25 protein-coding genes are annotated in these 22344 nt (G+C 70.8%); 14 read left to right on the top strand and 11 right to left on the bottom strand.

The features are described from left to right. The first annotated feature begins 77 nt into the window (after positions 1 to 77). Both BEK98_RS09945 and BEK98_RS09950 read left to right on the top strand, forming a co-directional pair. Entirely contained in the window at positions 78 to 1322 is a 1245-nt protein-coding gene (locus BEK98_RS09945) for an ABC transporter ATP-binding protein (protein ID WP_094216066.1), read from the top strand. Next, positions 1319 to 2194 (top strand): ABC transporter permease, encoded by an 876-nt coding sequence (locus BEK98_RS09950; RefSeq protein ID WP_094216067.1) that lies wholly within the window; start codon positions 1319 to 1321, stop codon positions 2192 to 2194. The genes BEK98_RS09945 and BEK98_RS09950 overlap by 4 nt, the downstream gene beginning before the upstream one ends. Before the next feature lies 1 nt (position 2195). On the opposite strand, the gene BEK98_RS09955 is transcribed toward BEK98_RS09950, so the two are convergent. Continuing rightward, on the bottom strand, positions 2196 to 2528 hold the full coding sequence (locus BEK98_RS09955; RefSeq protein WP_094216068.1) for an ATP/GTP-binding protein: 333 nt from the start codon (positions 2526 to 2528) through the stop codon (positions 2196 to 2198). Between the two features lie 221 nt (positions 2529 to 2749). Between BEK98_RS09955 and BEK98_RS09960 the strand changes: the two genes are divergently transcribed. Further along, entirely contained in the window at positions 2750 to 3778 is a 1029-nt protein-coding gene (locus BEK98_RS09960; protein WP_094216069.1) for an LLM class flavin-dependent oxidoreductase, read from the top strand. A gap of 115 nt (positions 3779 to 3893) precedes the next feature. Here the strand turns inward: BEK98_RS09960 and BEK98_RS09965 are convergent, their stop codons facing one another. Beyond that, positions 3894 to 4286, bottom strand: a complete 393-nt coding sequence (locus tag BEK98_RS09965) for an SCO5389 family protein (protein WP_094216070.1) — start codon at positions 4284 to 4286, stop codon at positions 3894 to 3896. 299 nt (positions 4287 to 4585) lie between these two features. Here BEK98_RS09965 and nucS point away from each other — a divergent pair, with 299 nt between their 5' ends. Continuing rightward, the gene (gene nucS, locus BEK98_RS09970) at positions 4586 to 5257 is read left to right on the top strand and encodes an endonuclease NucS (RefSeq protein WP_094216071.1); all 672 of its coding nucleotides are present in this window, start codon (positions 4586 to 4588) and stop codon (positions 5255 to 5257) included. Positions 5258 to 5381: 124 nt separating this feature from the next. Here nucS and BEK98_RS09975 read toward each other — a convergent pair whose 3' ends face one another. The 3 genes from BEK98_RS09975 to BEK98_RS09985 all read right to left on the bottom strand — a co-directional run bounded on the left by BEK98_RS09975 (position 5382) and on the right by BEK98_RS09985 (position 9418). Beyond that, positions 5382 to 7802 carry an ATP-binding protein gene (locus BEK98_RS09975; RefSeq protein WP_094216072.1) on the bottom strand — a complete coding sequence of 807 codons (2421 nt, stop codon included), beginning with the start codon at positions 7800 to 7802 and terminating at the stop codon, positions 5382 to 5384. Positions 7803 to 8076: 274 nt separating this feature from the next. Then, complete coding sequence (locus BEK98_RS09980) at positions 8077 to 8400, bottom strand: STAS domain-containing protein (RefSeq protein ID WP_094216073.1); 324 nt, start codon at positions 8398 to 8400, stop codon at positions 8077 to 8079. A 169-nt stretch (positions 8401 to 8569) separates the two neighbouring features. Next, the gene (locus tag BEK98_RS09985; protein ID WP_094216074.1) at positions 8570 to 9418 is read right to left on the bottom strand and encodes a 3-hydroxyacyl-CoA dehydrogenase family protein; all 849 of its coding nucleotides are present in this window, start codon (positions 9416 to 9418) and stop codon (positions 8570 to 8572) included. A gap of 404 nt (positions 9419 to 9822) precedes the next feature. Here BEK98_RS09985 and BEK98_RS09990 point away from each other — a divergent pair, with 404 nt between their 5' ends. The 4 genes from BEK98_RS09990 to BEK98_RS10005 are packed head-to-tail and all read left to right on the top strand — an operon-like array spanning position 9823 to position 11619. Then, the gene (locus BEK98_RS09990; RefSeq protein WP_094216075.1) at positions 9823 to 10044 is read left to right on the top strand and encodes a hypothetical protein; all 222 of its coding nucleotides are present in this window, start codon (positions 9823 to 9825) and stop codon (positions 10042 to 10044) included. After that, positions 10041 to 10907, top strand: a complete 867-nt coding sequence (locus BEK98_RS09995; protein ID WP_094216076.1) for a helix-turn-helix transcriptional regulator — start codon at positions 10041 to 10043, stop codon at positions 10905 to 10907. The genes BEK98_RS09990 and BEK98_RS09995 overlap by 4 nt, the downstream gene beginning before the upstream one ends. Beyond that, a complete protein-coding gene (locus tag BEK98_RS10000) occupies positions 10856 to 11431 on the top strand; it encodes a Scr1 family TA system antitoxin-like transcriptional regulator (protein ID WP_167444123.1) in 576 nt (191 codons plus the stop codon). Before BEK98_RS09995 ends, BEK98_RS10000 begins: the two co-directional genes overlap by 52 nt. Continuing rightward, positions 11413 to 11619 (top strand): DUF397 domain-containing protein, encoded by a 207-nt coding sequence (locus BEK98_RS10005; protein WP_094216078.1) that lies wholly within the window; start codon positions 11413 to 11415, stop codon positions 11617 to 11619. Before BEK98_RS10000 ends, BEK98_RS10005 begins: the two co-directional genes overlap by 19 nt. Positions 11620 to 11626: 7 nt before the next feature. Here BEK98_RS10005 and BEK98_RS10010 read toward each other — a convergent pair whose 3' ends face one another. Continuing rightward, a complete protein-coding gene (locus tag BEK98_RS10010) occupies positions 11627 to 13117 on the bottom strand; it encodes an outer membrane protein assembly factor BamB family protein (RefSeq protein ID WP_107428266.1) in 1491 nt (496 codons plus the stop codon). Between the two features lie 81 nt (positions 13118 to 13198). Continuing rightward, a complete protein-coding gene (locus BEK98_RS10015; protein WP_094216080.1) occupies positions 13199 to 13849 on the bottom strand; it encodes a TetR/AcrR family transcriptional regulator in 651 nt (216 codons plus the stop codon). 79 nt (positions 13850 to 13928) lie between these two features. Between BEK98_RS10015 and BEK98_RS10020 the strand changes: the two genes are divergently transcribed. From BEK98_RS10020 to BEK98_RS10030, 3 genes are read left to right on the top strand one after another with little or no spacing between them, the layout of a single operon-like run. Beyond that, the gene (locus tag BEK98_RS10020; RefSeq protein ID WP_094216081.1) at positions 13929 to 14714 is read left to right on the top strand and encodes an ABC transporter ATP-binding protein; all 786 of its coding nucleotides are present in this window, start codon (positions 13929 to 13931) and stop codon (positions 14712 to 14714) included. 31 nt (positions 14715 to 14745) lie between these two features. Beyond that, on the top strand, positions 14746 to 15495 hold the full coding sequence (locus BEK98_RS10025) for an ABC transporter permease (RefSeq protein ID WP_094216082.1): 750 nt from the start codon (positions 14746 to 14748) through the stop codon (positions 15493 to 15495). A 13-nt stretch (positions 15496 to 15508) separates the two neighbouring features. Then, positions 15509 to 16084, top strand: a complete 576-nt coding sequence (locus tag BEK98_RS10030; RefSeq protein WP_094216083.1) for a cob(I)yrinic acid a,c-diamide adenosyltransferase — start codon at positions 15509 to 15511, stop codon at positions 16082 to 16084. A 12-nt stretch (positions 16085 to 16096) separates the two neighbouring features. Here the strand turns inward: BEK98_RS10030 and BEK98_RS10035 are convergent, their stop codons facing one another. Both BEK98_RS10035 and BEK98_RS10040 read right to left on the bottom strand, forming a co-directional pair. Then, on the bottom strand, positions 16097 to 16783 hold the full coding sequence (locus BEK98_RS10035) for an ATP-dependent DNA helicase RecG (protein WP_094216084.1): 687 nt from the start codon (positions 16781 to 16783) through the stop codon (positions 16097 to 16099). Between the two features lie 106 nt (positions 16784 to 16889). Further along, complete coding sequence (locus BEK98_RS10040; RefSeq protein ID WP_094216085.1) at positions 16890 to 17441, bottom strand: hypothetical protein; 552 nt, start codon at positions 17439 to 17441, stop codon at positions 16890 to 16892. A 151-nt stretch (positions 17442 to 17592) separates the two neighbouring features. Here BEK98_RS10040 and BEK98_RS10045 point away from each other — a divergent pair, with 151 nt between their 5' ends. The 3 genes from BEK98_RS10045 (at position 17593) to BEK98_RS10055 (ending at position 21369) form a co-directional block, all read left to right on the top strand. After that, positions 17593 to 18765 carry a sensor histidine kinase gene (locus tag BEK98_RS10045; RefSeq protein WP_094216086.1) on the top strand — a complete coding sequence of 391 codons (1173 nt, stop codon included), beginning with the start codon at positions 17593 to 17595 and terminating at the stop codon, positions 18763 to 18765. Beyond that, the gene (locus BEK98_RS10050) at positions 18762 to 19412 is read left to right on the top strand and encodes a response regulator (protein ID WP_094216087.1); all 651 of its coding nucleotides are present in this window, start codon (positions 18762 to 18764) and stop codon (positions 19410 to 19412) included. The genes BEK98_RS10045 and BEK98_RS10050 overlap by 4 nt, the downstream gene beginning before the upstream one ends. Positions 19413 to 19548: 136 nt before the next feature. Next, the gene (locus BEK98_RS10055; protein ID WP_094216088.1) at positions 19549 to 21369 is read left to right on the top strand and encodes a glycoside hydrolase family 18 chitinase; all 1821 of its coding nucleotides are present in this window, start codon (positions 19549 to 19551) and stop codon (positions 21367 to 21369) included. A 5-nt stretch (positions 21370 to 21374) separates the two neighbouring features. Here the strand turns inward: BEK98_RS10055 and BEK98_RS10060 are convergent, their stop codons facing one another. After that, entirely contained in the window at positions 21375 to 21821 is a 447-nt protein-coding gene (locus tag BEK98_RS10060) for a DUF2550 domain-containing protein (protein ID WP_094216089.1), read from the bottom strand. A gap of 138 nt (positions 21822 to 21959) precedes the next feature. After that, entirely contained in the window at positions 21960 to 22337 is a 378-nt protein-coding gene (locus BEK98_RS10065; RefSeq protein WP_094216090.1) for a F0F1 ATP synthase subunit epsilon, read from the bottom strand. Between the last annotated feature and the right edge of the window lie 7 nt (positions 22338 to 22344).

Below are 22344 nucleotides of genomic sequence, written 5' to 3' on the forward strand. Positions count from 1 at the left end.
GTCAGCGCCCGGATATCCTCCTAACCCTTACGGGGGCGTGTGCCCTGCTGTCCTGAACCTTTCGATGGGTGCGGAGCATGATCGAGGCTGTAGGCCTTACCAAGCGCTACGGCGACAAGACCGCCGTGTACAACCTTTCCTTCCAGGTGCGACCGGGTGCCGTGACCGGCTTCCTCGGGCCCAACGGCTCGGGCAAGTCGACGACCATGCGGATGATCCTGGGGCTGGACAACCCGACGTCCGGCACGGTGACCATCGGCGGCTATCCGTACCGCAAGCTGCCCAACGCCCCCCGCCAGGTGGGCGCGCTGCTCGACGCCAAGGCGGTGCACGGCGGCCGGGCCGCCCGCAACCACCTGCTGAGCCTCGCCCAGCTGTCGGGCATCCCGGCCCGGCGGGTGGACGAGGTGCTCGGGGTCGTCGGCCTCCAGGAGGTGGCGAGGAAGCGCTCCAAGGGCTTCTCGCTCGGCATGGGCCAGCGCCTCGGCATCGCCGCCGCGCTGCTCGGCGACCCCCAGGTGCTGCTCTTCGACGAGCCGGTCAACGGCCTCGACCCCGAGGGCATCCTCTGGGTGCGCAACCTGATGAAGGCGCTCGCGGCCGAGGGCCGTACGGTCTTCGTCTCCTCGCACCTGATGAGCGAGATGGCGCTGACCGCCGACCACCTCATCGTGATCGGGCGCGGCCAGCTGCTCGCCGACATGAGCGTGACGGACTTCATCTCGGCCAACTCCGCCGACTTCGCGCGGGTGCGCACCCCGGACACCGAGCCCCAGCTGCGCGAGAAGTTGTCCTCCGCGCTCACGGAGGCGGGCGGCCATGTGCTCCCGGAGCAGGACGGCGCGCTGCGCGTGACCGGGCTGCCGCTGCCCCGCATCAGCGACCTCGCGTACGAGGCGGGCGTACGGCTGTGGGAGCTGTCGCCGCACCAGGCCTCGCTGGAGGAGGCGTACATGCGGATGACCCAGGGCGCCGTCGACTACCGCTCGACCATCGACCAGAAGGCGAGCCTGCAGCAGCAGCCGCCGCCCGGCGCCCAGCCGCCCATGCCGGTGCCCGGTCAGGGCCAGCCGGGCTGGTACGCCCCGCCGCCGCCCCAGCAGGGCGGGCAGCCGTTCGCGATGCCGACGCCGCCCTCGGGGCCGTACGGCGGTGCGCCCGCCGGCGCGTACGGCGCTCCGGGCGCGGGTGCGCCCAACCCGTACGCGGCCCCGCAGGGTCAGCCTCCGGTGGCCGCTCCCCCGGTTCCGGCCGCAGAACCGTCCCAGCCCGCTCCCGCGGCCCCCGCCGCCGACCTGACCAAGTCCGAGGACGCCCGATGAGCACCCACCAGCCCCCGATGCCGCAGGCACCGGCAGCCGCGCCCGAGTGGCAGGCGGCGCCGGGCGGTCCGTACCCCGGCTACAACTCGCCGATCCCGGTCGTGCGCACCCACCTCGGGCACGCCCTGGCGTCCGAGTGGACGAAGATCAGGTCGGTGCGTTCGACGATGTGGACGCTCGGTGTCTTCATCCTGCTCGTGGTCGGCATCGGCCTGCTGGCCGGTTTCGCGGTCAGCGGCTCCGGCGACCTGTCCGGTCAGAGCCCGCTGACCCTCGGCTTCTTCGGTCTGCTGATCGGCATGATGTGCATCATCACGCTCGGCGTGCTGACCACGGCCTCCGAGTACGGCACGGGCATGATCCGTACGACGATGACCGCGTGCCCCAGCCGGGGCCGGGTGCTGGCCGCCAAGTCGATCGTGTTCTTCGTCATCGCCTTCGTGGTGACGCTGGTCACCGTGTCGTTCGTGGCGATGGTGCACGCGTCCATGCTGAAGGGCCACGGCGCGAGCACCCCGTCCGGCGGGGAGTGGCTGAAGGCCACGGTCGGCATCAGCCTCTACATCGCTCTGCTCGGGCTGCTGTCGCTGCTCGTCGGCTCGATCATCCGGCACTCCGCGGGCGCCATCACGATCATGATCGGCGCGGTGCTCGCCCCGCTGGTGATCGCGCTGTTCATGAACGCGTCGTCACTGGAGAAGGTGCAGAAGGCACTGCTGGAGTACTCGATCCCGAGCCAGATGGGCGTCTTCTACGACAACACCCTGAGCTCGTCCGGCCCGACGGGCTGGGACCCTCTGTGGATCATCCTCGGCGTGACGGCCGCGGCGTACGCCGGCGCCTACGCGCTGCTGCAGAGCCGGGACGTGTAGCTCAGAACTTCGGCGCGTTACGGGACCGCTGCACCCGCGTGGTGCGGCGGTCCTTCGCGTTCCAGCACGCCTTGTGCCAGTGGCGGCGGTCGTCGACGCCCGAGTGCTCCGGCCAGGCCACCACGTGCGGAACACCGGAGGGGATCATCTGGTCGCAGCCGGGGCAGCGGTAGGTCTTGCCCTCCGCGCTCGCCCCGGCGACATGGCGCACGCTCCACTCCTCGCCCTGCCAGCTCTCCGTCGACTGCCAGCCGCCGTACCGGCCGGTCCGGTCGTCCTCGGCGCTCCGGCCGGACGAGTCGGCTGCCTTCGGTCGGTTGCGACGCGGGGACACGGGACACCTCTCGGAGCTATACAGGAAGCACGGGCTGCATCCAGCCTACGCGGCCCCCAGCGGGGTACGCGTAGCGCACCAACCCGTACAAGTCCCCCTCCCGGGCGGCCCATTCTGCAGACAATCCGCAAATCCCTCCGCCAGGCCGTGTCCTCGGCACGTGTCAGACGGTTATGCCGGGTGGGGGAGCTCCGGTCGGAGCCAAGGAAGCAGGAAGAGCGATGCACGTAGGAAGTTTTGTGCTGGCGGCCCAGTTCCCGGGCCAGGGCCCGGGGGAAGCCCTGCACCGGGCGGTCCGCTCGGCGGAGGTCTCCGAGGAGGCCGGTCTGGACACGGTGTGGCTGGCCGAGCACCACTTCGTGCCGTACGGCACCTGTCCGTCCGCGGTCACCCTGGCCGCGTTACTGCTCGGCCGCACCCGGCGCATCCGGGTCGGCACGGCGGTCAGCGTACTGCCCACCGCGCACCCGGTCGCCCTCGGCGAACAGGCCGCGCTGCTGCATATGACGAGCGGCGGACGGTTCACGCTGGGCGTGGGGCGCGGCGGGCCGTGGGTGGACCTGGAGGTGTTCGGCACGGGCCTCGACGCGTACGAGCACGGGTTCCCGGAATCACTCGATCTGCTGGTGCGCTGGCTGCGCGAACCGTCGGTGTCGGCCTCGGGTAAACGGTTCTCCTTCCGGGAGGTGCCCGTCGTGCCCCGCCCGTCGGACGAGCTGACGGACCTCCCCGGGCCCGAGGTCGTCGTCGCCTGCACCTCGCCGAGCAGCGTGCGGCTGGCCGCCGAGCGCGGGCTGCCGATGCTGCTCGGCATGCACGTCGGGGACGAGGAAAAGGCCGAGATGGTCGCCCTGTGGCGGCAGTTCGCGCGGGCCGCGGGACGGCCGGCCGAGGAGATCGCCGGTGCGGCGCATGTCTCGGCCGGCGTCTGCCAGATCGCGGACCGGCGCACGGAAGCGGCGGAGACGCTGCTGAAGGCGATGCCGGGGTGGCTGAAACAGGGCCTCGAAGCCCATGTGACGGTCGATGGCCGGATGCGTGCGATGCGGGATCCGCTCGCGTACACCGAACTGCTCTGCGGGCTGCACCCGGTGGGCACCCCGCGACTGGCCGCCGACCGGCTCGCGGCCACCTCGGAGCGCACCGGAATCTCCCGGTTCGCCCTGCTCGTCGAGGGGTCGGGCGACCTCGCGGCGACGGAGGAGAACCTGCGGCGCCTGGGCGCCGAGGTACTGCCCCAGCTGCGCTGACCGGCTGCCGACTCCCTTCTGCCGTCGGGCGCTTGCCGCCCCAGCACGAACGCACCTCCCCCGGGTGGAGCGGCAAGCGAGAAGCTCACTGCGTCGGAAGCACGGAAGCCGCGCGTCAGCAGTCCCGAAGCTCCGGCGACTGGTTCAGCAACTGGCTGCGCACCGAGGTGAAGCGGGCCAACCTCTCGTCCGCCGAGGCGTCGAGCGGGAACACCGCCACCCGATGGCAGTTCTGGAAGGCCAGCCGCACACCGAAGTGCCGCTGCAGCGCGCCGCGTATGGCGTCACTCGCGAGCGCACGCAACAGCTGACCGCGCGCCTGCTCGTCCGGCGGGGGCGTCTGGTTGTCGGCGAAGGATCCGCCGTCCACCTTCAGCTGGGCCACCAGGGAGCTGATCATCTCCCACGCATAGGGCAGGGAGGTCCGGACGCAGTCGACGAATTCTGCTTCGTCGACCTCGCCTCGCTCGGCCTGTTCGAGTAGGGCCGGTGAGACGTCGAGCGACATGGGTTCTCCTCTCGCACCCCCGACGAGCAGGGGTTGCCTGACAGAAAGGGAAGTTCGCGATTTCGAACACGCTCAGTACACAGATCGCGACCTCCCGTTTACTACGGTAGGCAACGGTCGGTGACCACACCAGCAGAATGCGTATATGGAACGGCCCCTTTAGGCACACAATCGGCCAGGGATGAACAAGAGTTTCCAGGATGAATGGGGTGACCCACGGGGTCCCGGTTGACGGTCGGGGCGGGCGGCGAGGAGGGCGAATCGCGTGCACCCGTGTGTGTCGAGTAGCGTTGCCGACCATGCGTCTCGTCATTGCCCGATGCTCGGTCGACTACGCCGGCCGGCTCACCGCCCACCTGCCCTCGGCGCCCCGCCTGATCCTGGTCAAGGCGGACGGCAGCGTCTCCATCCACGCGGACGACCGGGCCTACAAGCCCCTCAACTGGATGTCGCCGCCCTGCACGCTCAAGGAGGGCACGGGCGAGGACGAGGGCGTGTGGACCGTCGTCAACAAAGCGGGCGAGAAACTGATCATCACGATGGAGGAGATCCTCCACGACTCCTCGCACGAACTGGGCGTGGACCCCGGTCTGATCAAGGACGGCGTGGAAGCGCACCTGCAGGAGCTGCTCGCCGACCGCATCGAGACGCTGGGCGAGGGCTACTCCCTGATCCGCCGCGAGTACATGACCGCGATCGGCCCGGTGGACATCCTGTGCCGGGACGCGGACGGGCAGACGGTCGCGGTGGAGATCAAGCGCCGCGGTGAGATCGACGGCGTGGAGCAACTCACGCGCTACCTCGAACTGTTGAACCGCGACCCGCATCTCGCCCCGGTCCGCGGCATCTTCGCGGCCCAGGAGATCAAGCCCCAGGCCCGGGTCCTCGCCACGGACCGCGGCATCAACTGCCAGGTCCTCGACTACGACGCCATGCGCGGCATCGAGGACGACAAGCTGCGGCTGTTCTGAGCGGGGCGCTCCGCCACAGCACGCCGACAGCCCCTCACAGCGACCGGCAACCCCATTCCCGCCGCGACGGCGCTCGACCCGTATGTGGTCGAGCAGCGTCGCGGCGGAGAAATTCTGCTCGCCCCTACATCACCGGGGCGGAGCTGTCGGCAGGGCTGCTCGATGACGGCGGGCCGCTGGCCGAGTTGGTGGTCGACGGGGTCGTTTCCGTCTGCGTCGGGGTCGGGGTGGGCGTGGGGGTGGGGGTCGGCGAGGAGCTGGTCGGTGTGGCCGACGGCGTCGTCCTCGTCGGCCTCGGTGAGCCGGGCTTCGTCGTCTGCGACTTGGACGGGGAGGGAGTCGTACCCCCGCCGCCCGTCCCCCGCGTACCGGTCGGGCTCGCCGAAGGCGCCGTCGCCGACGGGGTCGGGGCGTCCGAGGTGCCGTCCGGGCCCGGGTCCGTCGGGCTGCCGGAAGGCGTTCCGGTGTGGCCGGGCGAGCTGTCGTCCTTCTTCGGGTCCGCGCCCAGGCTGCCGTCGTCCAGGCCCTGGCTCGCGGACGGGTTGACGCCGACCTGCCCGGCCGGGTTCTTGTCCGCGTTCTCGTGGGACGTCATGCCGAGCGTGACGACCGTGCCGAGGACAGCGGCGAGCAGGGCGCCGGAGCCGGCCGCGACCATGTTGCGGCGGGCCAGCCGGCGGATGCCGCCCACGGACTTGAGAGCCGGGGGCCGGTGCGTGACCAGGGTGTCGTCAGCGGGGATGTACGGCAGTGGGTAGGGAGCCGGTACCCCGCCGGGCGGCGACGCCGACTCCTCGTGCCGGGCGTCCGGTATCTCGTCGCCCGCCATCGGCCCGGGCACGTCGCCCGTGAGGTCGGCGACCAGGGCCAGGGCCCGGCGCCCGGCGACGGTGCCCCGCTTGTCGGCGAGCGCCCCGCGCAGACCGCCCGAGGCCTCCAGCTCGGCGCGGGCCCGGTCGAGCTGCCCGCCGCAGAGCGCGAGGATGCCCAACTCGTGGTGGAAGAAGGCCTGTTCGGAGACCTCACCGGAGAGCCGGGAGGCCTCGGCGCCGGACCGCAGCGCCCGCTCCCAGGCGCTCCAGTGCAGCCCGACGGCGAAGGCGGGCGCGGCCGTACGGGCGAGTCGTACCGCGACGCTCTCCTCGCCCTCGACCGGAGGCAGGGTGGCGGGCACCACGACCGCGAGCGCGGCGAGGACCGCGTCGGCCTCGGCGGACACCCGCTCGGGCGTGACCGAGGGGTGCCCGGCCCACCAGGTGTAGTGCTCGGCGGCGGCGAGGGCCTGCGCCGGGGCGTCGTCGGCGTACCCGGCGGCCTCCAGCTGGGTCAGCACGCCCGCCGCGAGGCGGTACCGGGAGCCGACCGGAGAGACCAGTCCGCAGCCCGCGAGTTCACCGAGCGCGGCGTCCGCGTGGGTGTCGCCGACCAGCGCGGGCAGGTGCGCCTGGTGCGGCACCTCGCCGCCGAGGGCGACGGCGAAGCGGAGGGTGGCGCGGGCGGAGGCGCTGAGCCGGGAGGCGAGCAGCGGCGCGGGCGCGGCGGCCTCGCCGAGGGACGGCAGCGGGACGTCCTCCGCCTCCGCCGTGTCCAGGGGTGCCTCGACGGGAATGCGTACGTCCTCGAAGACGCCGTACTCGTCCACCGCGCCGGTGCTGGCGCGCAGCTGGTCGCGCTGCCGGAGCAGGGCGCCGGCCTGGACGAACCGCAGCGGCAGTCCCTCGGACTCGAACCACAGGTCGCCGGCCCAGTTGGACTCCTCCTCGGTGAGGACCCGGCTGACGGCACGCTCCAGGATCTCCACGCCGGCCGCGCGGTCCAGGCCGGTGAGGAAGACCTCCTCGACCTCGGAGTCGGCGGAGGGCGCGGGGACGTCCGGGGTGGCGCCGAGCAGGAAGGCGCACTCCGGGGTGGCGTCCAGCAGCTCGTCGAGTGCGGCGCCGCCGAACTCCAGGTCGTCCACGACGACGACCGCGCCGATCTCCCGCACCAGGGCGAGCAACTGCTCCTGGTCGGGACGGTGCAGGGGAGCGTCGTAGACGGCGTGGAAGAGGTCCTGGAGGAGGTCGGTGCCCGTGCGGTGGAAGCCGGTGAGGCGGACCACGCCGTCCGGTGCGAGGTCCAGGCAGTCCTCGCCGACCAGGTCGAGCAGGGCGGTGCGGCCGGAGCCCCCGGGACCGGTGAGGCGCACGGAGCGGCCGCGGGCCAGGAGACGGACCAGGCGCTCGCGTTCGTCCTGCCGTTCGAGGAGGGCGAGCGTGGGCTGCGCCGGGCCCGGTGGCACCGGCGGCCGGGCGGCACGCTCGGTCTCGGCGCGCTCGGCGGCGGTCCGCTTGCGCGGCCGGCCCGGCCGTTCGTGGGGCGGGCAGGCCTCTATCTCACTGCCGTCGACCGGGTTGACGGTCAACAGGAAGTCGCCGGAGACGAGCTGCGCCGTACGGGCGAGCCCGGGCGTGCTCTGGCCGAAATCGGAGGTGAGGGATTCCCGGGGAGGGCGGCGGCTCGGAGCCTGGCCGTGCTCCTCGGGTCCCGGAGTGATCGGGTCCATGGGTTCAAGCCCCCCAAAAGCGTTGTGTGCCCTGGCAAATACCGGCCCCTCCCGGCCTGCTGCACACCGCGCTGTCGCTTCTGGTCCGGGCCCGCTCGATCGAGGGTTACGAGGCAGCGGGCGACCGAACCCTAAACCTTCGCACAGTATCTACGACAGGGCGGGGTGCCGCGCGGTCCGAGACATCACAGTCCGATGAGGATTGCCCTCGACGTACGGTTCGGCAACTGCGTCCGGGTCTCCCCCGTCGCCCGGTTCACACCCGATAAGGGCGTTACACGCGGGGCAGCGACTCCACGCCGATGCCGCCCTCGATGGCGAGGATGCGGTGCAGCCGGGTGGCCACCAGCAGGCGTTGCATCTGCGGCGGGACACGGCGCAGCACCAGACGGCGCCCGCAGCGGCCGGCCCGCCGGTGGGCACCCATGATCACCCCGAGTCCGGTGGCGTCCCAGGAGTCCAGTTCGGACAGGTCGAGCACCAGGTCGCCGACTCCGGTGTCGACGGCCGAGTGCAGAACCGTACGGGCGTCCGCCGCGCTGCGGACGTCGAGGCGGCCCCCGACGACCAGCTCGGCGTGGTCGCCCCTGATGTGCATATGCGCTCCCGTTGAGTGCGGTGTGGCGTACTCCGTGACGGTGCTCGTGCTGTTGCTGTGCAACGTCTGACTGCCTGAGCGGCAGAGCGGTTGCTGCTTGTAAGCGAACCGATACCGAATTCACCCCCGGGAGTGACACTCCCGGGGCGTGCGTCCGGTCGTGTACGGATCAGTACTTGTAGAAGCCCTGCCCGCTCTTGCGTCCGATGTCACCGGCGTCCACCATCCGGCGCATCAGCTCCGGCGGGGCGAACTTCTCGTCCTGGGACTCGGTGTAGATGTTGCTGGTGGCGTGCAGCAGGATGTCCACGCCGGTCAGGTCGGCGGTGGCCAGCGGGCCCATGGCGTGGCCGAAGCCCAGCTTGCAGGCGAGGTCGATGTCCTCGGCGGTCGCGACGCCGGACTCGTAGAGCTTGGTCGCCTCGACGACGAGGGCGGAGATGAGCCGGGTGGTCACGAACCCGGCGACGTCCCGGTTGACGACGATGCAGGTCTTGCCGACGGACTCGGCGAACTCCCGCGCGGTGGCGAGGGTTTCGTCGCTGGTCTTGTAGCCGCGGACGAGCTCGACGAGCTGCATCATCGGCACCGGCGAGAAGAAGTGCACACCGACGACCCGCTCGGGGTGCTCGGTGGCCGCCGCGATCTTGGTGATCGGGATGGCGGAGGTGTTGGAGGCGAGCACGGCGTCCGGGCGCACGATCTTGTCGAGCGCGCGGAAGATCTCGTGCTTGACCTCCAGCTTCTCGAAGACGGCCTCCACGACGATGTCGGCGTCGGCGGCGGCGTCCAGGTCGGTGGTCGCGGTGATACGGGCCAGGGCGGTGTCGGCGTCGTGCGCCTCCATCTTCCCCTTGCTCACGAACTTGTCGTACGAAGCCTTGATGCCGTCGGTGCCACGCCTCAGTGCCTCGTCGGTGACGTCGCGCAGAACGACGTCCCAGCCCGCCTGCGCGGCGACCTGGGCGATGCCGGACCCCATGAGACCGGCCCCGATGACGGCGAGCTTCCGTGCCACTCCGACTCCTTTGAACGCGCTCCAAGTCTGCTTCTCCGGCGGACCATAGCGCTCCGGAGCCGCTGTGTGAGCGGTAAGTAACGCGCGTCACGTCTCAACTGACGGACATCACACCGGCAGCGGTAACCGCCACCCAATTGGGCGCCTCTCCACCGATGTTCGACCGGTGTCCGCGTAGTCCCTTTTCCGCCCAATGGGTTGATTCGGCGGCGGTTCGCGCCCCGCGCACAGGGTGGCGCGGGGTAGCGAGCCCCGGCTCTTTTCCCGCATTGTTCCGTAACCCCGTGATCACGTGGCGTGGTGGGCCGCAGCCGGGTCATGCTGACGTCTCCTCCTGATGGCGTCTTAACAACGCTTTCCAGGAGGGCAGTTGGAGTGTTCTCTGCTCACGGAATCGATGTGAGATGGCGAGTAAGAAGGTGGTGACCGTCGCCGTTCTGGTGACGGTCCTCACGTGGAGCACGGTGATGACCGTGCTGGGGCAGGTCGCGGCCATGGCCACTCTGCTCCCGTCCCTGGGCCTGCTCGTGCAGCAGATCGTCCAGGCGCTGAGCGGGTCCGACGGTTCCCGCACGCCTGACGGCCCCACTGCGACCGGCACCGGCGGTGAGGAGCCGCCGCGATGACCCGGGCCGCAGGCAGCGGCCGGCCGCTCGCACCGAGGGCCGTCGGCCGACGGGGCCGCAAGCCGGGCCCGATCTCCGAAACCGCCGGCCTCACGCACCGGGCCTGGCTGGAGCCGGTGCGCGACGCCGTCCGCCTCCGCGACCTCACCCTGGACGACCTCGCGGACCGCTCCGGATACTCCAAGACCCGGATCAGCGAACTCCTGCGCGGCAACGGCTACTACCCCGCCTGGGAGATCACCTTCAGCGTGATACGCGTACTCGGCCTGCCGGTCCAGCCGATGCTCCGCCTGTGGGCCGCGGCGGCGCGCGAGGCGCACAAAGAACTCGGCTGGATCCGGCACCGCATCCAGCAGGTCGCCTGCGAACCCGAGACACCGCCGCTTGCCCTCCGGGCCTTCAGCGGGAGCGTGCGCGCCGCTTACACCGCCTATGCGCGCATGTTCCTGCTGAGCGACGCCCGCGCCCGCTGTGCGGTCGACGAGACCTTCGACCTGCTGTGGCTGTCCTGGGAGACCGCGGCCGGCGACGAGAACCTCCGCCGCCACGCCTGGCATCTGCTGCGTTCCCGCGTACTGGTCCGCGCAGCCCATCGCGACGGCCATCCGGACCTGCGCGCCGCCGTCTTCTCCACCGGCGAGGTCCACGAGAGCGTTCCGGGCCGCGTGGTGGTCCTGCCCGACCTGGTGAGGCGCTTCGATGCCATCACCCGCCTGCCCCACGACCAGATGGACGTCGTGGTGCTGGCCGAGCTGTGCGGCCTGGACCTTGCGGAAACGATCCCGTACGTCACTGGCCAGAGTCCGGCCCGATGCCTCTCCCTCGACCGTTACGCCCGCGCCGCCCTCGAAGACCGATGGTGATCACGTCCGGCTCGATACGCTACGTGCTCGGGTGGCTACAGGAGCGCCTACGCGGACTGGCCAACGCGGTCGGCTGGGATCCGTCGCTCTTCAAGAAGCTGGAGAGCGGGGAGACGATGGGCAGTCCGGAGGTCGCCGAGGCGCTGGACGAGTATTACGGCACGCCTGGACTGCTGCTGGCGATGTGGGAGATGGCCGTGGGGGATCCGAACCACGAGCTGGACCAGCAGGTCGAGACACGCCTGGGACGGCGCCAGCTGCTGGAGAGCGCGGACCCTCCATTGTTCCGAGTCATCCTCTCCGAGGCGGTGCTGCGCACTTCACTGCGCGACGCGGGAGCCTGGCGGGAGCAGTTGGAGCACTTGGCGGACGGTCGCACAGTCGCCTACACCGAGAACGACCTGCGCGGCGAACTGGTCGAAGACAACGCCTCAGTTGAGGAGTTGCAGCGTAGGTACGATGCCGAGTCGCACAAGTTCATCCTGCGGATGTTGGAGGAAATGCCGTGCGAGCCATCGACCTGAGCGGCGTGACCTGGCGCAAGAGCAGCTACAGCAACACGAGCGGCGGCGATTGCGTCGAAGTCTCCGACACCATCCCCTCCGCCGTCCCCGTCCGTGACAGCAAGACCCCCGCCGCCCCCGCCCTCGTCTTCGCCACCGGATCCTGGTCGTCGTTCGTCGGCGCCGTCAGGGACGGATCGTTCCGCTAGCGGCGCGCTACCGCAGGCGGGCGACGCCCACGGGACGCTGGCCCTCGGTGCCGTCCTCGTTGACGATGGCGTACGTCCGCCCGCCTCCGGTGACCCACAGGTCCGGGGAGGTGTAGGTATCGGGGGCCAGGGAGTGCAGCAGGATGTCGTGCACGAAGCGGCCGGTGTCCGGGGCGACCTGTGCGAGTTGGTCTCCGCTGAGCACCCAGACCTGGTCTCCGTGGACGGTCAGGGCCTGCACCCAGGACCGTGTTCCCGCCCTCCACACCTCGTGTCCGTCGGTCAGTGAGTAGGCCACCAGGCGGCCGCCGTAGCTCACGCTGGTCCCACCGTGTCCGCTGCTGATGTGCCTGTCGCCGGGGCGCACTCCGGACGTGATGAGTGTGTCGCCGCTGACGACCGCCGTGCGTGCTGGGCGGACGGCGAAGGCAGGCCTGTCGAGCGTGCCCGCGCTGGGCGTGGCGCGGAGTTCGAGGGCTCCCGTTCTGAGCGGGATCGTAGTGCTGAGTTTGCCCCTGCGGTCGTAGCGCAGAACGGCCTGTGTCCCCCGTATCGTGCTCTCCTTGACCCAGACCGTGAGGGGGTCGGAGGCCAGGACGATCAGCTCGTCCGGGGCGCCTCGCGCGGGCAGTCGCACGCGCAGCCCGCTCCGGCCGGTGCCGGCCGCGTAGGTGTGGAGCACCGGTGGCCGGTCGGTGCCGCAGTACGCGACCGTGACCACGGCCTCCGCACTCCCGGTGGACGTCAGGAGAGGCGCGCAGGACCCGTCGGCCCGGGCGCTCCACCGCTCGTGGCCGTCGGCCAGGCCCACCGCTCGCCAGCCGGAGCGGGTCGGCAGGACGGCCGTGCCGTTGCCCACCGCGACGACGTCCGGTCGGCTCGTGTATTCGCCGGCCATGTCGTTCCACGGGGCGATCGGGTCCGTCCAGAGCGGCTTGCCGGAATCCAGCCGCAGCGCTGTCACCTGGTCGCAGTCGCCGTCCTCCGGGGCGTGGCCGACCAGGCTGGTGTGCGCGTCGGTAGTGCGGCTCATCGCGCACACCACGTCACGGCCGGGCGGCGTCCACCGCCAGGCGACGGTGCCGTCCGGGACACGGTACGCGGTGAGCCGGTCGAGCCGAACGCGTACGACGAGGTCGCCGTCCCGCCAACTGCCCACGGCCTTGGCGCTGCCGGGGTCGTCATGAGCCGCCCGCCACACGGTCGGCGCGTCCTCGCCGGTGACGGCGTACATCAGTCCGGCGCAGAGCACCCCTCCGGCGAGGAGGCCGACGAGGGCGAAGCGGCGGTCGGTGCCGATGGCGCGGGCCAGCAGGGGAATGGTGAACAGCGTCCCGAACAGACCGACGAGGGCGAACCAACCCGGTCCCCGCCCGGAGAGATCTCCGAAGGTCAGCACGGAGCCGACGGTCAGCCCCGTGCCGAAGGTGCCGAACGGAAGGGCGAGCAGCACAGCGCGGTCGCCCTTCGGCACATCGGATCTGCCGTCTGCTCCCATGCCGCCCGCCCCCTGTGCCCGTCGAAGCGGGGACGCTACCAAGGCCCTGGCTGCCTCAGCATTGCCTGATACCGGCAGAGTTCACGGCATCCGGTCTGCCGTACGCACCGCATAGCCGAGGACCCGTTCGCTCAACAGGTCCTCGATGTCGTCGAGGAGAACGAGTACCTCTCGTGACACTTCGGCCGGTTTGCGCCCACCGAGCATCTCCCGGCCGATGGCGACGAAGACCGCCTGATGGATCCAGCAGATCTGACCAGCCATCAGATCCGGCAGCGGATCGTCGGTGGCGGCGCCGGTCTCCTCGCGCAGCACCGCCTCCACGTTGTCATGGATCTCCTGCTGCAGGCTCCACAGCCGGGAGCGCAGCGGCGGCGCCTCGTGGATGACGCGCATGAAGCGGTCGTACCCCTCCATCAGGCCCACCCGGGGCGAGACCGCCTCGACCTCTCCGCGCAGCTCACGCAGGACGGCGCGCGCGGCGGACTCCCCCGCGTCCCGGCCGCGGACCCAGCGGGCGAGCCGGTCGGCCATGCCGGCGGAGCGGTCGAAGAAGAGGTCCTCCTTGGCCGGGAAGTAGTTGTAGACGGTGTTGACGGAGACGTTGGCCGCTTCGGCGATCTCCGCGACCGTGACCGCGTCGAATCCGCGCTCCATGAACAGCCCCGTGGCGACATCCGAGATGTACTGCCTGGTCTGCCGTTTCTTCCGCTCCCTGAGTCCCTCAGCCATGCCTGCATCCTAACTTTGCTGGGCCCACTGAAAACTTGGTGTCATTGCAAAATTTCAGGGACTCTGTTTTTCTGTGGGCATGGCAGCAGTCATCAGCGCGGCCGGACTGGCCCGCACCTTCCAGACGAAGTCCGGCCCCGTGGAGGCCGTACGGTGCATCGACCTCACCGTCCGCGAGGGCGAGATCCTCGGCTTCCTCGGCCCCAACGGCGCGGGCAAGACGACCACCCTGCGGATGCTCACCACCCTGCTGAAGCCCACCGGCGGCGCGGCCACGGTCGCCGGGTACGACCTGGCGACCGACCCGGGCGGGGTGCGCCGGGTCTCCGGGTACGTCGCCCAGTCCGGCGGGGTGGACCCGCAGATCACCGTCCGGGAGGAGCTGGTCACCCAGGGGCGGATGTACCGCCTGTCGAAGGCGGAGGCGGTCGTACGCGCCGCGGAACTCGCCCGGGAGCTGGACCTCACCGAGCTGCTCGACCGGAAGACGGCCGCGCTCTCCGGTGGGCAGCGGCGGCGGCTCGACATCGCCATGGCGCTCACCCACCGCCCCAAGGTGCTGTTCCTGGACGAACCGACGACCGGGCTCGACCCCGGCAGCCGGGCCGACCTGTGGGACCTGGTGCGCCGGCTGCGCGACGAGCACGGGACCACGGTGTTCCTGACCACCCACTACCTGGACGAGGCCGACGCCCTCGCCGACCGGCTGGTCGTCGTCGACCGGGGTGTCGTCGCGGCCGAGGGCACGCCGAGCGCGCTCAAGCTGGCGCACGGCGGCTCGATCGACGCCACCCTCCAGGACACCTTCCTCGCCATCACCGGCCGCGGGCCTGCCCCGGCCGACGCCGCCCCCGTCGCCGTATAGGCCTCATCGGACCGCTCACGGAATCAGAGAGATGCTTCTTCACGACACCGCCCTCGTCTACGGCCGCTACCTCCGCCAGTCCCTGCGCTCCCGCTTCGCGCTGCTCTTCGGCGTGCTGACCCCGCTCCTCTATCTCCTCTTCTTCGGCCCGCTCCTCACCGACCTGCCGCTCGGCGAGCAGGGCAGCTCCTGGCAGGTTCTCGTGCCCGGGCTGCTGCTCCAACTCGGGCTGTTCGGGGCGCTGTTCGCGGGCTTCACGATCATCATGGAGAACGCCCAGGGGGTGGTGGAGCGGATGCGCGTGACGCCCGTCAGCCGGCTCGCCCTGCTCCTGGGCCGGGTGCTGCGGGACGCCACGGTCTTCGTCTTCCAGGCGGTGCTGCTGGTACTCGCCGCGGTGGTGATGGGCCTGCGCGCACCCCTTGCGGGCATCCTCATCGGCTTCGCGTTCGTCGCCCTGCTCACGCTCTCGCTGGCCTCGCTGTCGTACGCGCTGGGCATGAAGGTCCGCACCCCGCAGGAGTTCGGCCCCCTGATCAACGCGGTGTCGATGCCGTCGATGCTCCTGTCCGGCCTGATGCTCCCGATGGCCCTCGCCCCCACCTGGCTGGACGTGCTCTCGCACTTCGTCCCGTTCCGCTATCTGGTGGACGCGGTGCGCGACGCGTACGTCGGCCAGTACACGAGCGCGCACATGCTGTACGGCGTACTCGTCGCGGTCGGCTTCGCAGGGCTCGCCGTGACAGTGGGCACACGCGTGTTCCGGACGGCCGGAGCCTAACTAGGCTGGTCTTATGGTCAATCTGACGCGCATCTACACCAGGACCGGCGACAAGGGCACCACCGCCCTCGGTGACATGAGCCGGGTCGCCAAGACCGACCTCAGGATCTCGGCGTACGCCGACGCCAACGAGGCCAACGCGGTGATCGGCACCGCGATCGCACTGGGCGGGCTGGACGAGGAGGTCGTCACCGTCCTCACCCGGGTCCAGAACGACCTGTTCGACGTGGGCGCGGACCTGTCGACGCCGGTGGTGGAAAAGCCGGAGTTCCCGCCGCTCAGGGTCGAGCAGTTCTACGTCGACCGGCTGGAGGCGGACTGCGACCGCTTCAACGAGCGGCTGGAGAAGCTGCGCTCCTTCATCCTGCCCGGCGGCACGCCCGGCGCGGCCCTGCTGCACCAGGCGTGCACGGTCGTCCGCCGGGCCGAGCGCTCCACCTGGGCTGCCCTGGAGGTGCACGGCGAGCACATGAACCCGCTCACCGCGACCTACCTCAACCGGCTCTCGGACCTGCTGTTCATCCTGGCGCGGACCGCGAACAAGGAGACCGGGGATGTGTTGTGGGTGCCCGGCGGCGAGCGGGGGTGAAGCCGGCCCGGCCTAGGCCGCGACGACCTTGATGTCGTTCGGCCACCGGGGATCGATTTCGTAGTGCGTGCCGAACTGGCTGCTGAAGCCGGTCACCCGCACCGTCTGCCCAGGCTTCAGGGTGGAGACGTCGATCCCCGTCTGCACGTTGACGAAGATCAGCACGCTGCCCGAACCGTCGTCGACGGACAGCTTGTACCCGTAGGGCAGGTCGCTCGTCGGGGCCTGGGTGATCCGGCCGACGACCTTGACGAGCCGTCCCTCGGTGGCCTCTCCGACCCCGGCGGTGCTGACCCGTTCCGGTTTCACCGTCTGGCCCGTGTGGCGGAGTTCGACGGCGGAGGGATCGGCCGGCACCAGGGTCAGCAGTCCGGAGCTGTCGCGCAGCGTGCCGGTGACGCGTGCGTGCCGGCACGGGTACGCGTGCACGTCGCTCCGCAGGCTGACGTAGAGGCCGGCGGTCTTGTCCTGGAGGCCGAATCCCTTGTCGCCGAAGCTGGATTCGAAGGCTCCGGAGGGGGTGGTCACCGAGCCCTGCACGGTGACCACGGTCCCGAGCGGCAGGCTGCGGGCCTGGGCGATCGAGAGCGTCTTTGCCAGCGGCACGGCGGATGCCGAACCGGTCCCCAGTGCGGGTGCCGGCAGCAGGGCGAGCAGGGGGGCGAAGAGCAGCGTGAGGAGACGCCGGGTCAGGCCCATGGAGGCGCAGTCCTTTCCGAGAAGTGACGGCGTGTGCCGAGCATTGACGACGTGTGCCGGTCAATCCTTTCGGACGTAGCCCATCCGGGACCGCCGCGACCCGCCCTCAGCGGCGGACCCGCGCGGATCCCTCCCGCTTGGGGAAGAGGGTGTAACTCGCGGCGATCACCACGTTGATGCCGATCACCCACAGCATCCGCAGCTGCCACGCCCGCAGCGAACCGGTGTCGCCGGCGCCGCCGACGTACCAGACCGCGCCCTGCAGCAGCGCGACGGCGACGAGCGCGGCCAGGATCCAGCGGCCCGCGACCTTCCACTCGTGGACGGCGCGGGCCGTGCCGTACTTCGGGGGCTTGACGGGCGGCGGGCCACCGGCGAAGCGGTGGGCGACGCGGGCGTCCGCCCACTTGATCGTGGAGTGGCCGAGGCCGACGGTGAAGCCGATGTAGACGGCGGCGAGGCCGTGCCGCCAGTCGGGTTCCGCGCCGTTCCTGAGGTCGATGGCGGTGACCGCGAACAGCACCACCTCCAGCAGCGGCTCGCACAGCAGCAGCGCGAGGCCCGTGCGGGGCATGCGCCACAGGTAGCGGAAGGCCAGCCCGGCGGCCAGCAGCACCCAGAAGGCCACCTCACAGGCGACGATCAACCCGACGATCACGGTTCGCTCCCTTCGCTCACCCTTCCAGGCTCGCGTCGGCGGACGCGCGGTTCATCGTCGGCGGGGGCGAACCCGCCGTAAGCGAAAGTTGCAGTCCGGGACCGTTCCCGGGGAGCACGCGCGGCGGTCGCGGGCCGTGTTGGATGGGGTCATGTCCCTCGCGCTCCCCCGCCCGCACCGCGACGACCTGCGCATCACCGTGGGCGGGCTGCTCGGCGGGGTGCTGCTGTGGGTGCTGGGGATCCACCCCCGCGTGGCCTCGGACCACCTGGTGCTGTGGCAGGCGCCGTGGGCCCCGCTGGTGCCGCTCGCGGTGACCGCCGCCTGTGAGCCGCTGCGCCGCATCCGGCCCCGGACGGGTCTGCTGATCGGCACCGCCGCGCTGACCCTGGACACGGTGACCCTCGGCAACATCGTCACGATCGTGCTGTACACCGACCTGATGTACGCGGCCGTGCTGTACGGCAGCCCCGCCGCCGCCCGGCGCATCCCCTGGATCACCGGGATGCTGACGGTGCTCGGCGGAGTCGTGCCCGCCGCTCTCTGGCGCGATCCACAGGGGCTGCTCATCGGTGTGGGCGTCGGTGTGGTCGCGTTCGCGCCCGCGTCCACGGGCTGGGTGGTCCGCAACCACCGCGACGCGGCCGAGGCGGCCCGGCTGCGTGCCGAACAGACCGCGCTGCTGGCCGAGATGGACCGCACCCAGGCCGTCACCGCCGAACGGGCCCGGTTCGCGAGGGAGTTGCACGACATGGTCGCGGGCCATCTGTCGGCGATCGCCATCCACTCCACGGCGGCGCTCTCCCTGGACGACCCGAAGACCTCGAAGGACGCCCTGGCGGTCATCCGGGAGAACAGCGTCGAAGGGCTCGCCGAGATGCGGCGGCTGATCGGGATCCTGCGGGCCGGCTCCGGTGACCGGGAGCCCGCCGCGTCCCCCACGCTGGACGGCCTTGGCGCCCTGGTGGACGGCGCCCGCGCCAACGGCCTGGAGGTCACCCTCGACGCCGGCCACGACAGCGTGCCCGTGCCGGTCGAACTGGCCGCCTACCGGATCGTGCAGGAGTCGCTGACCAACGCCCTGAAGCACGCGGCGAAGGGCCGTGTCCATGTCGCCCTGCACCAGGAGAACGGCACCCTGCGGGTGTGGGTGACCAGCCCGTACCGGCCCGGCGACGCTTCCCGCGTCTCCGGCTCGGGCTCCGGTCTCGCCGGGATGCGGGAGCGGGCCGCGCTGCTCGGCGGCAGCTTCGAGGCCGGGCCCGAGAGCGGCCGCTGGGCCGTACGGGCCGTACTTCCGCTCACCGAAGGAGACCCCGCATGACCCCTGCCATCCGTGTCCTCGTCGCGGAGGACCAGTCCGCCGTACGCGCCGGACTCGTCCTCATCCTCCGCAGCGCGCCCGACATCGACGTCGTCGGCGAGGCGGCGGACGGCGAGCGCGCGGTCGAGCTGGCCCGTGAGCTGCGGCCGGACCTGGTGCTGATGGACGTTCAGATGCCGCGTCTGGACGGGGTGTCCGCGACCCGGCAGATCGTCGCGCAGCAGATGGCGGACGTCCTGGTGCTGACCACCTTCGACCTCGACGAGTACGTGTTCGGGGCGCTGCGGGCGGGGGCGGCCGGGTTCCTGCTGAAGAACACCGAGGCGAGGGATCTGCTGGAGGCGGTGCGGACGGTGGCGCGCGGGGAGGGGATCGTCGCGCCGGCGGTGACCCGGCGGCTCATCGCCGAGTTCGCGGCGAAGCCGGTGCGCGAGACAGCGGCCGACCCGGCCGTGCTGGACGGTCTCACCCGGCGTGAGCGCGAGGTGCTGTCGTGCATCGGCGAGGGGCTGTCCAACGCCGAGATCGCGGGCCGGCTGGAGATGGCGGAGGGCACGGTGAAGACGCACGTCAGCCGTCTGCTGGCGAAGCTGGAGCTGCGCAGCCGGGTCCAAGCGGCCGTACTGGCGCAGGAGTTGGGGATCTAGCCGGTCCAGGGGCAAGTGGTCCAGACCTATTGACCTGTGGTCCAGACCTTTCTATTCTCGCGGCACCGTGGGCGTGAAGGCTCAGTCATGCCCCCGACACCCCTATCGAGAGCCCCATACAAGAGGGAGGCGCAGCATGCGCTTCAGACACAGAGCCGCGGCAGGGTTCGCGACCCTGTTGCTCCCCCTGGCCGGCCTGGTCGGTCTCGCGAGCCCCGCCCAGGCCGCGGGGAACGCCACCGCCACCTACACCAAGACCACCGACTGGGGAACCGGCTTCGGCGGTCAGTGGACCATCAAGAACACCGGCACCAGCAGCATCAGCTCCTGGACCGTCGAGTGGGACTTCCCCTCCGGTACGTCCGTCACCTCCGCGTGGGACGCGGACGTCACGAACTCCGGCACCCACTGGACCGCCAAGAACAAGTCGTACAACGGCACCCTGGCCCCCGGCGCCTCGGTCTCCTTCGGCTTCAACGGCGCCGGGTCCGGCTCCCCGTCCAACTGCAAGCTCAACGGCGACAGTTGTGACGGCACCACGGTCCCCGGCGACGCGGCCCCCTCCGCGCCCGGCACCCCGACCGCCTCCTCGATCACCGACACCTCGGTGAAGCTCGGCTGGAGCGCGGCCACCGACGACAAGGGCGTCAAGAACTACGACGTGCTGCGCGACGGCAAGGTCGTCGGCACCGTGACGACGACGTCGTACACGGACACCGGCCTCACCGCCGGCACCGACTACTCGTACACCGTGCAGGCCCGGGACACCGCCGACCAGACCGGTCCGGTCAGCGGCGCGGTCGCGGTCCACACCACCGGCGGCGGCACCACTCCCCCGCCCACCGGCAACAAGGTCAAGCTCGGCTACTTCACCGAGTGGGGCATCTACGGCCGCAACTACAACGTCAAGAACCTGGTGACGTCCGGCTCCGCGTCGAAGATCACGCACATCAACTACGCCTTCGGCAACGTCACCGGCGGCAAGTGCGCGATCGGCGACTCCTACGCCGACTACGACAAGGCGTTCACCGCCGACCAGTCGGTCAGCGGCGCCGCCGACACCTGGGACCAGCCGCTGCGCGGCAACTTCAACCAGCTGCGCGAGCTGAAGGCCAAGTACCCCAACATCAAGGTGCTGTGGTCCTTCGGCGGCTGGACCTGGTCCGGCGGCTTCGGCGAGGCCGCGAAGAACCCGGCCGCGTTCGCGCAGTCCTGCTACGACCTGGTCGAGGACCCGCGCTGGGCCGATGTCTTCGACGGCATCGACATCGACTGGGAGTACCCGAACGCCTGCGGGCTGAGCTGTGACACCAGCGGGGCCGCGGCCTACAAGAACCTGATGTCCGCGCTGCGCGCCAAGTTCGGCTCGAACAACCTGGTGACCTCCGCCGTCACGGCCGACGGTTCCTCCGGCGGCAAGATCGAGGCCGCGGACTACGCGGGCGCCGCCCAGTACGTCGACTGGTACAACGTGATGACGTACGACTTCTTCGGCGCCTGGGACGCCCAGGGCCCGACGGCCCCGCACTCCCCGCTCACCTCGTACAGCGGCATCCCGAAGGCGGGCTTCACCACCGCCGACGCGATGGCCAAGTACAAGGCGATCGGCGTTCCCGCGAGCAAGCTGCTCATCGGCATCGGCTTCTACGGCCGCGGCTGGACCGGCGTGACGCAGGACGCCCCGGGCGGCACCGCCACGGGTCCGGCGGCGGGCACGTACGAGCAGGGCATCGAGGACTACAAGGTGCTCAAGACGTCCTGCCCGGCGACCGGCACCGTCGCGGGCACGGCGTACGCGCACTGCGGCAGCAACTGGTGGTCGTACGACACCCCGGCCACCATCGCCACCAAGATGGCGTGGGCCAAGGCGCAGGGCCTCGGCGGCGCGTTCTTCTGGGAGTTCAGCGGTGACACCAGCAACGGCGAGCTGGTGAGCGCCATCAGCAACAACCTGTAAGAGCGCTAAGCGACGTTGACGCGCTGACCGGGCGGGGCTGCTTCCAGCCACGCGAGGAAACCGGTCAGCGCGTCTTCGCTCATCGCGAGTTCGAGGCGCGTGCCCCGGTGGGTACAGGCGAGGACCACCGCGTCGGAGAGCAGCGCCAGCTCCTCCTCGCCCTCGGGCAGCCGGCGGCCGGCCACCTCGATCGCGGCGCGCTCCAGGGTGCGGCGCGGGCGGGGGGCGTAGGAGAAGACGCGGTACCACTCGATGCGGTCGCCGTTGTAGCGGGCGACGCCGTAGCTCCAGCCCTTGCCGCTGGAGTCCGGTTTCTCGGGGAGGTCCCAGCGCAGCGAACAGTCGAAGGTGCCGCCGGAGCGCTGGATCAGTCTGCGGCGCAGTCCGAACAGGAACAGTCCCACCACCACGAGGGCGATCACGATTCCGCACACAGTCAGAGCGAGGACCATCGGCACCGACCTCCTCGTCTCCTAGGCGATGAAATTGAGTAATGAAAAGGAAAAAACACCCACATCTGCCTCAGCCGCGACCGGCACCGGATTGCTCCGGGCCGGCCGCGGCTGAGTGACGTCATACCGCGCGCTGGATCAGCGCGCCGCGGTCGCCGCCCGCAGGCGGACATCCGCACGACGCTCGGCCTCGGCGTCGTCCTCCGCCTTCGCGCGCTCGAGCTCGCGCTCCGTGCGCTGGACATCGATCTCGTCCGACAGCTCGGCGATCTCGGCCAGCAGCGACAGCTTGTTGTCCGCGAACGAGATGAAACCGCCGTGCACCGCGGCGACGACCGTTCCACCGTCACTCGTACGGATGGTCACGGGGCCCGACTCCAGCACACCGAGCAGCGGCTGGTGACCGGGCATGACGCCGATGTCGCCGGACGTGGTGCGCGCGACGACCAGGGTGGCCTCGCCGGACCAGACCTGGCGGTCGGCGGCGACCAGCTCGACGTGCAGCTCAGCAGCCAAGAGTGGC

Origin of the sequence: Streptomyces diastatochromogenes (assembly GCF_002242805.1) — a bacterium.
Lineage (GTDB): Bacteria > Actinomycetota > Actinomycetes > Streptomycetales > Streptomycetaceae > Streptomyces > Streptomyces diastatochromogenes.

Coding starts and splice junctions, on each gene's coding strand:
- BEK98_RS09945 (WP_094216066.1), top strand. CDS start 78: ATGATCGAGGCTGTAGGCCTTACCAAGCGCTACGGCGACAAGACCGCC.
- BEK98_RS09950 (WP_094216067.1), top strand. CDS start 1,319: ATGAGCACCCACCAGCCCCCGATGCCGCAGGCACCGGCAGCCGCGCCC.
- BEK98_RS09960 (WP_094216069.1), top strand. CDS start 2,750: ATGCACGTAGGAAGTTTTGTGCTGGCGGCCCAGTTCCCGGGCCAGGGC.
- BEK98_RS09965 (WP_094216070.1), bottom strand. CDS start 4,286: ATGTCGCTCGACGTCTCACCGGCCCTACTCGAACAGGCCGAGCGAGGC.
- nucS (WP_094216071.1), top strand. CDS start 4,586: ATGCGTCTCGTCATTGCCCGATGCTCGGTCGACTACGCCGGCCGGCTC.
- BEK98_RS09975 (WP_094216072.1), bottom strand. CDS start 7,802: ATGGACCCGATCACTCCGGGACCCGAGGAGCACGGCCAGGCTCCGAGC.
- BEK98_RS09980 (WP_094216073.1), bottom strand. CDS start 8,400: ATGCACATCAGGGGCGACCACGCCGAGCTGGTCGTCGGGGGCCGCCTC.
- BEK98_RS09990 (WP_094216075.1), top strand. CDS start 9,823: ATGGCGAGTAAGAAGGTGGTGACCGTCGCCGTTCTGGTGACGGTCCTC.
- BEK98_RS09995 (WP_094216076.1), top strand. CDS start 10,041: ATGACCCGGGCCGCAGGCAGCGGCCGGCCGCTCGCACCGAGGGCCGTC.
- BEK98_RS10000 (WP_167444123.1), top strand. CDS start 10,856: ATGCCTCTCCCTCGACCGTTACGCCCGCGCCGCCCTCGAAGACCGATG.
- BEK98_RS10010 (WP_107428266.1), bottom strand. CDS start 13,117: ATGGGAGCAGACGGCAGATCCGATGTGCCGAAGGGCGACCGCGCTGTG.
- BEK98_RS10015 (WP_094216080.1), bottom strand. CDS start 13,849: ATGGCTGAGGGACTCAGGGAGCGGAAGAAACGGCAGACCAGGCAGTAC.
- BEK98_RS10020 (WP_094216081.1), top strand. CDS start 13,929: ATGGCAGCAGTCATCAGCGCGGCCGGACTGGCCCGCACCTTCCAGACG.
- BEK98_RS10025 (WP_094216082.1), top strand. CDS start 14,746: ATGCTTCTTCACGACACCGCCCTCGTCTACGGCCGCTACCTCCGCCAG.
- BEK98_RS10030 (WP_094216083.1), top strand. CDS start 15,509: ATGGTCAATCTGACGCGCATCTACACCAGGACCGGCGACAAGGGCACC.
- BEK98_RS10035 (WP_094216084.1), bottom strand. CDS start 16,783: ATGGGCCTGACCCGGCGTCTCCTCACGCTGCTCTTCGCCCCCCTGCTC.
- BEK98_RS10045 (WP_094216086.1), top strand. CDS start 17,593: ATGTCCCTCGCGCTCCCCCGCCCGCACCGCGACGACCTGCGCATCACC.
- BEK98_RS10050 (WP_094216087.1), top strand. CDS start 18,762: ATGACCCCTGCCATCCGTGTCCTCGTCGCGGAGGACCAGTCCGCCGTA.
- BEK98_RS10055 (WP_094216088.1), top strand. CDS start 19,549: ATGCGCTTCAGACACAGAGCCGCGGCAGGGTTCGCGACCCTGTTGCTC.
- BEK98_RS10060 (WP_094216089.1), bottom strand. CDS start 21,821: ATGGTCCTCGCTCTGACTGTGTGCGGAATCGTGATCGCCCTCGTGGTG.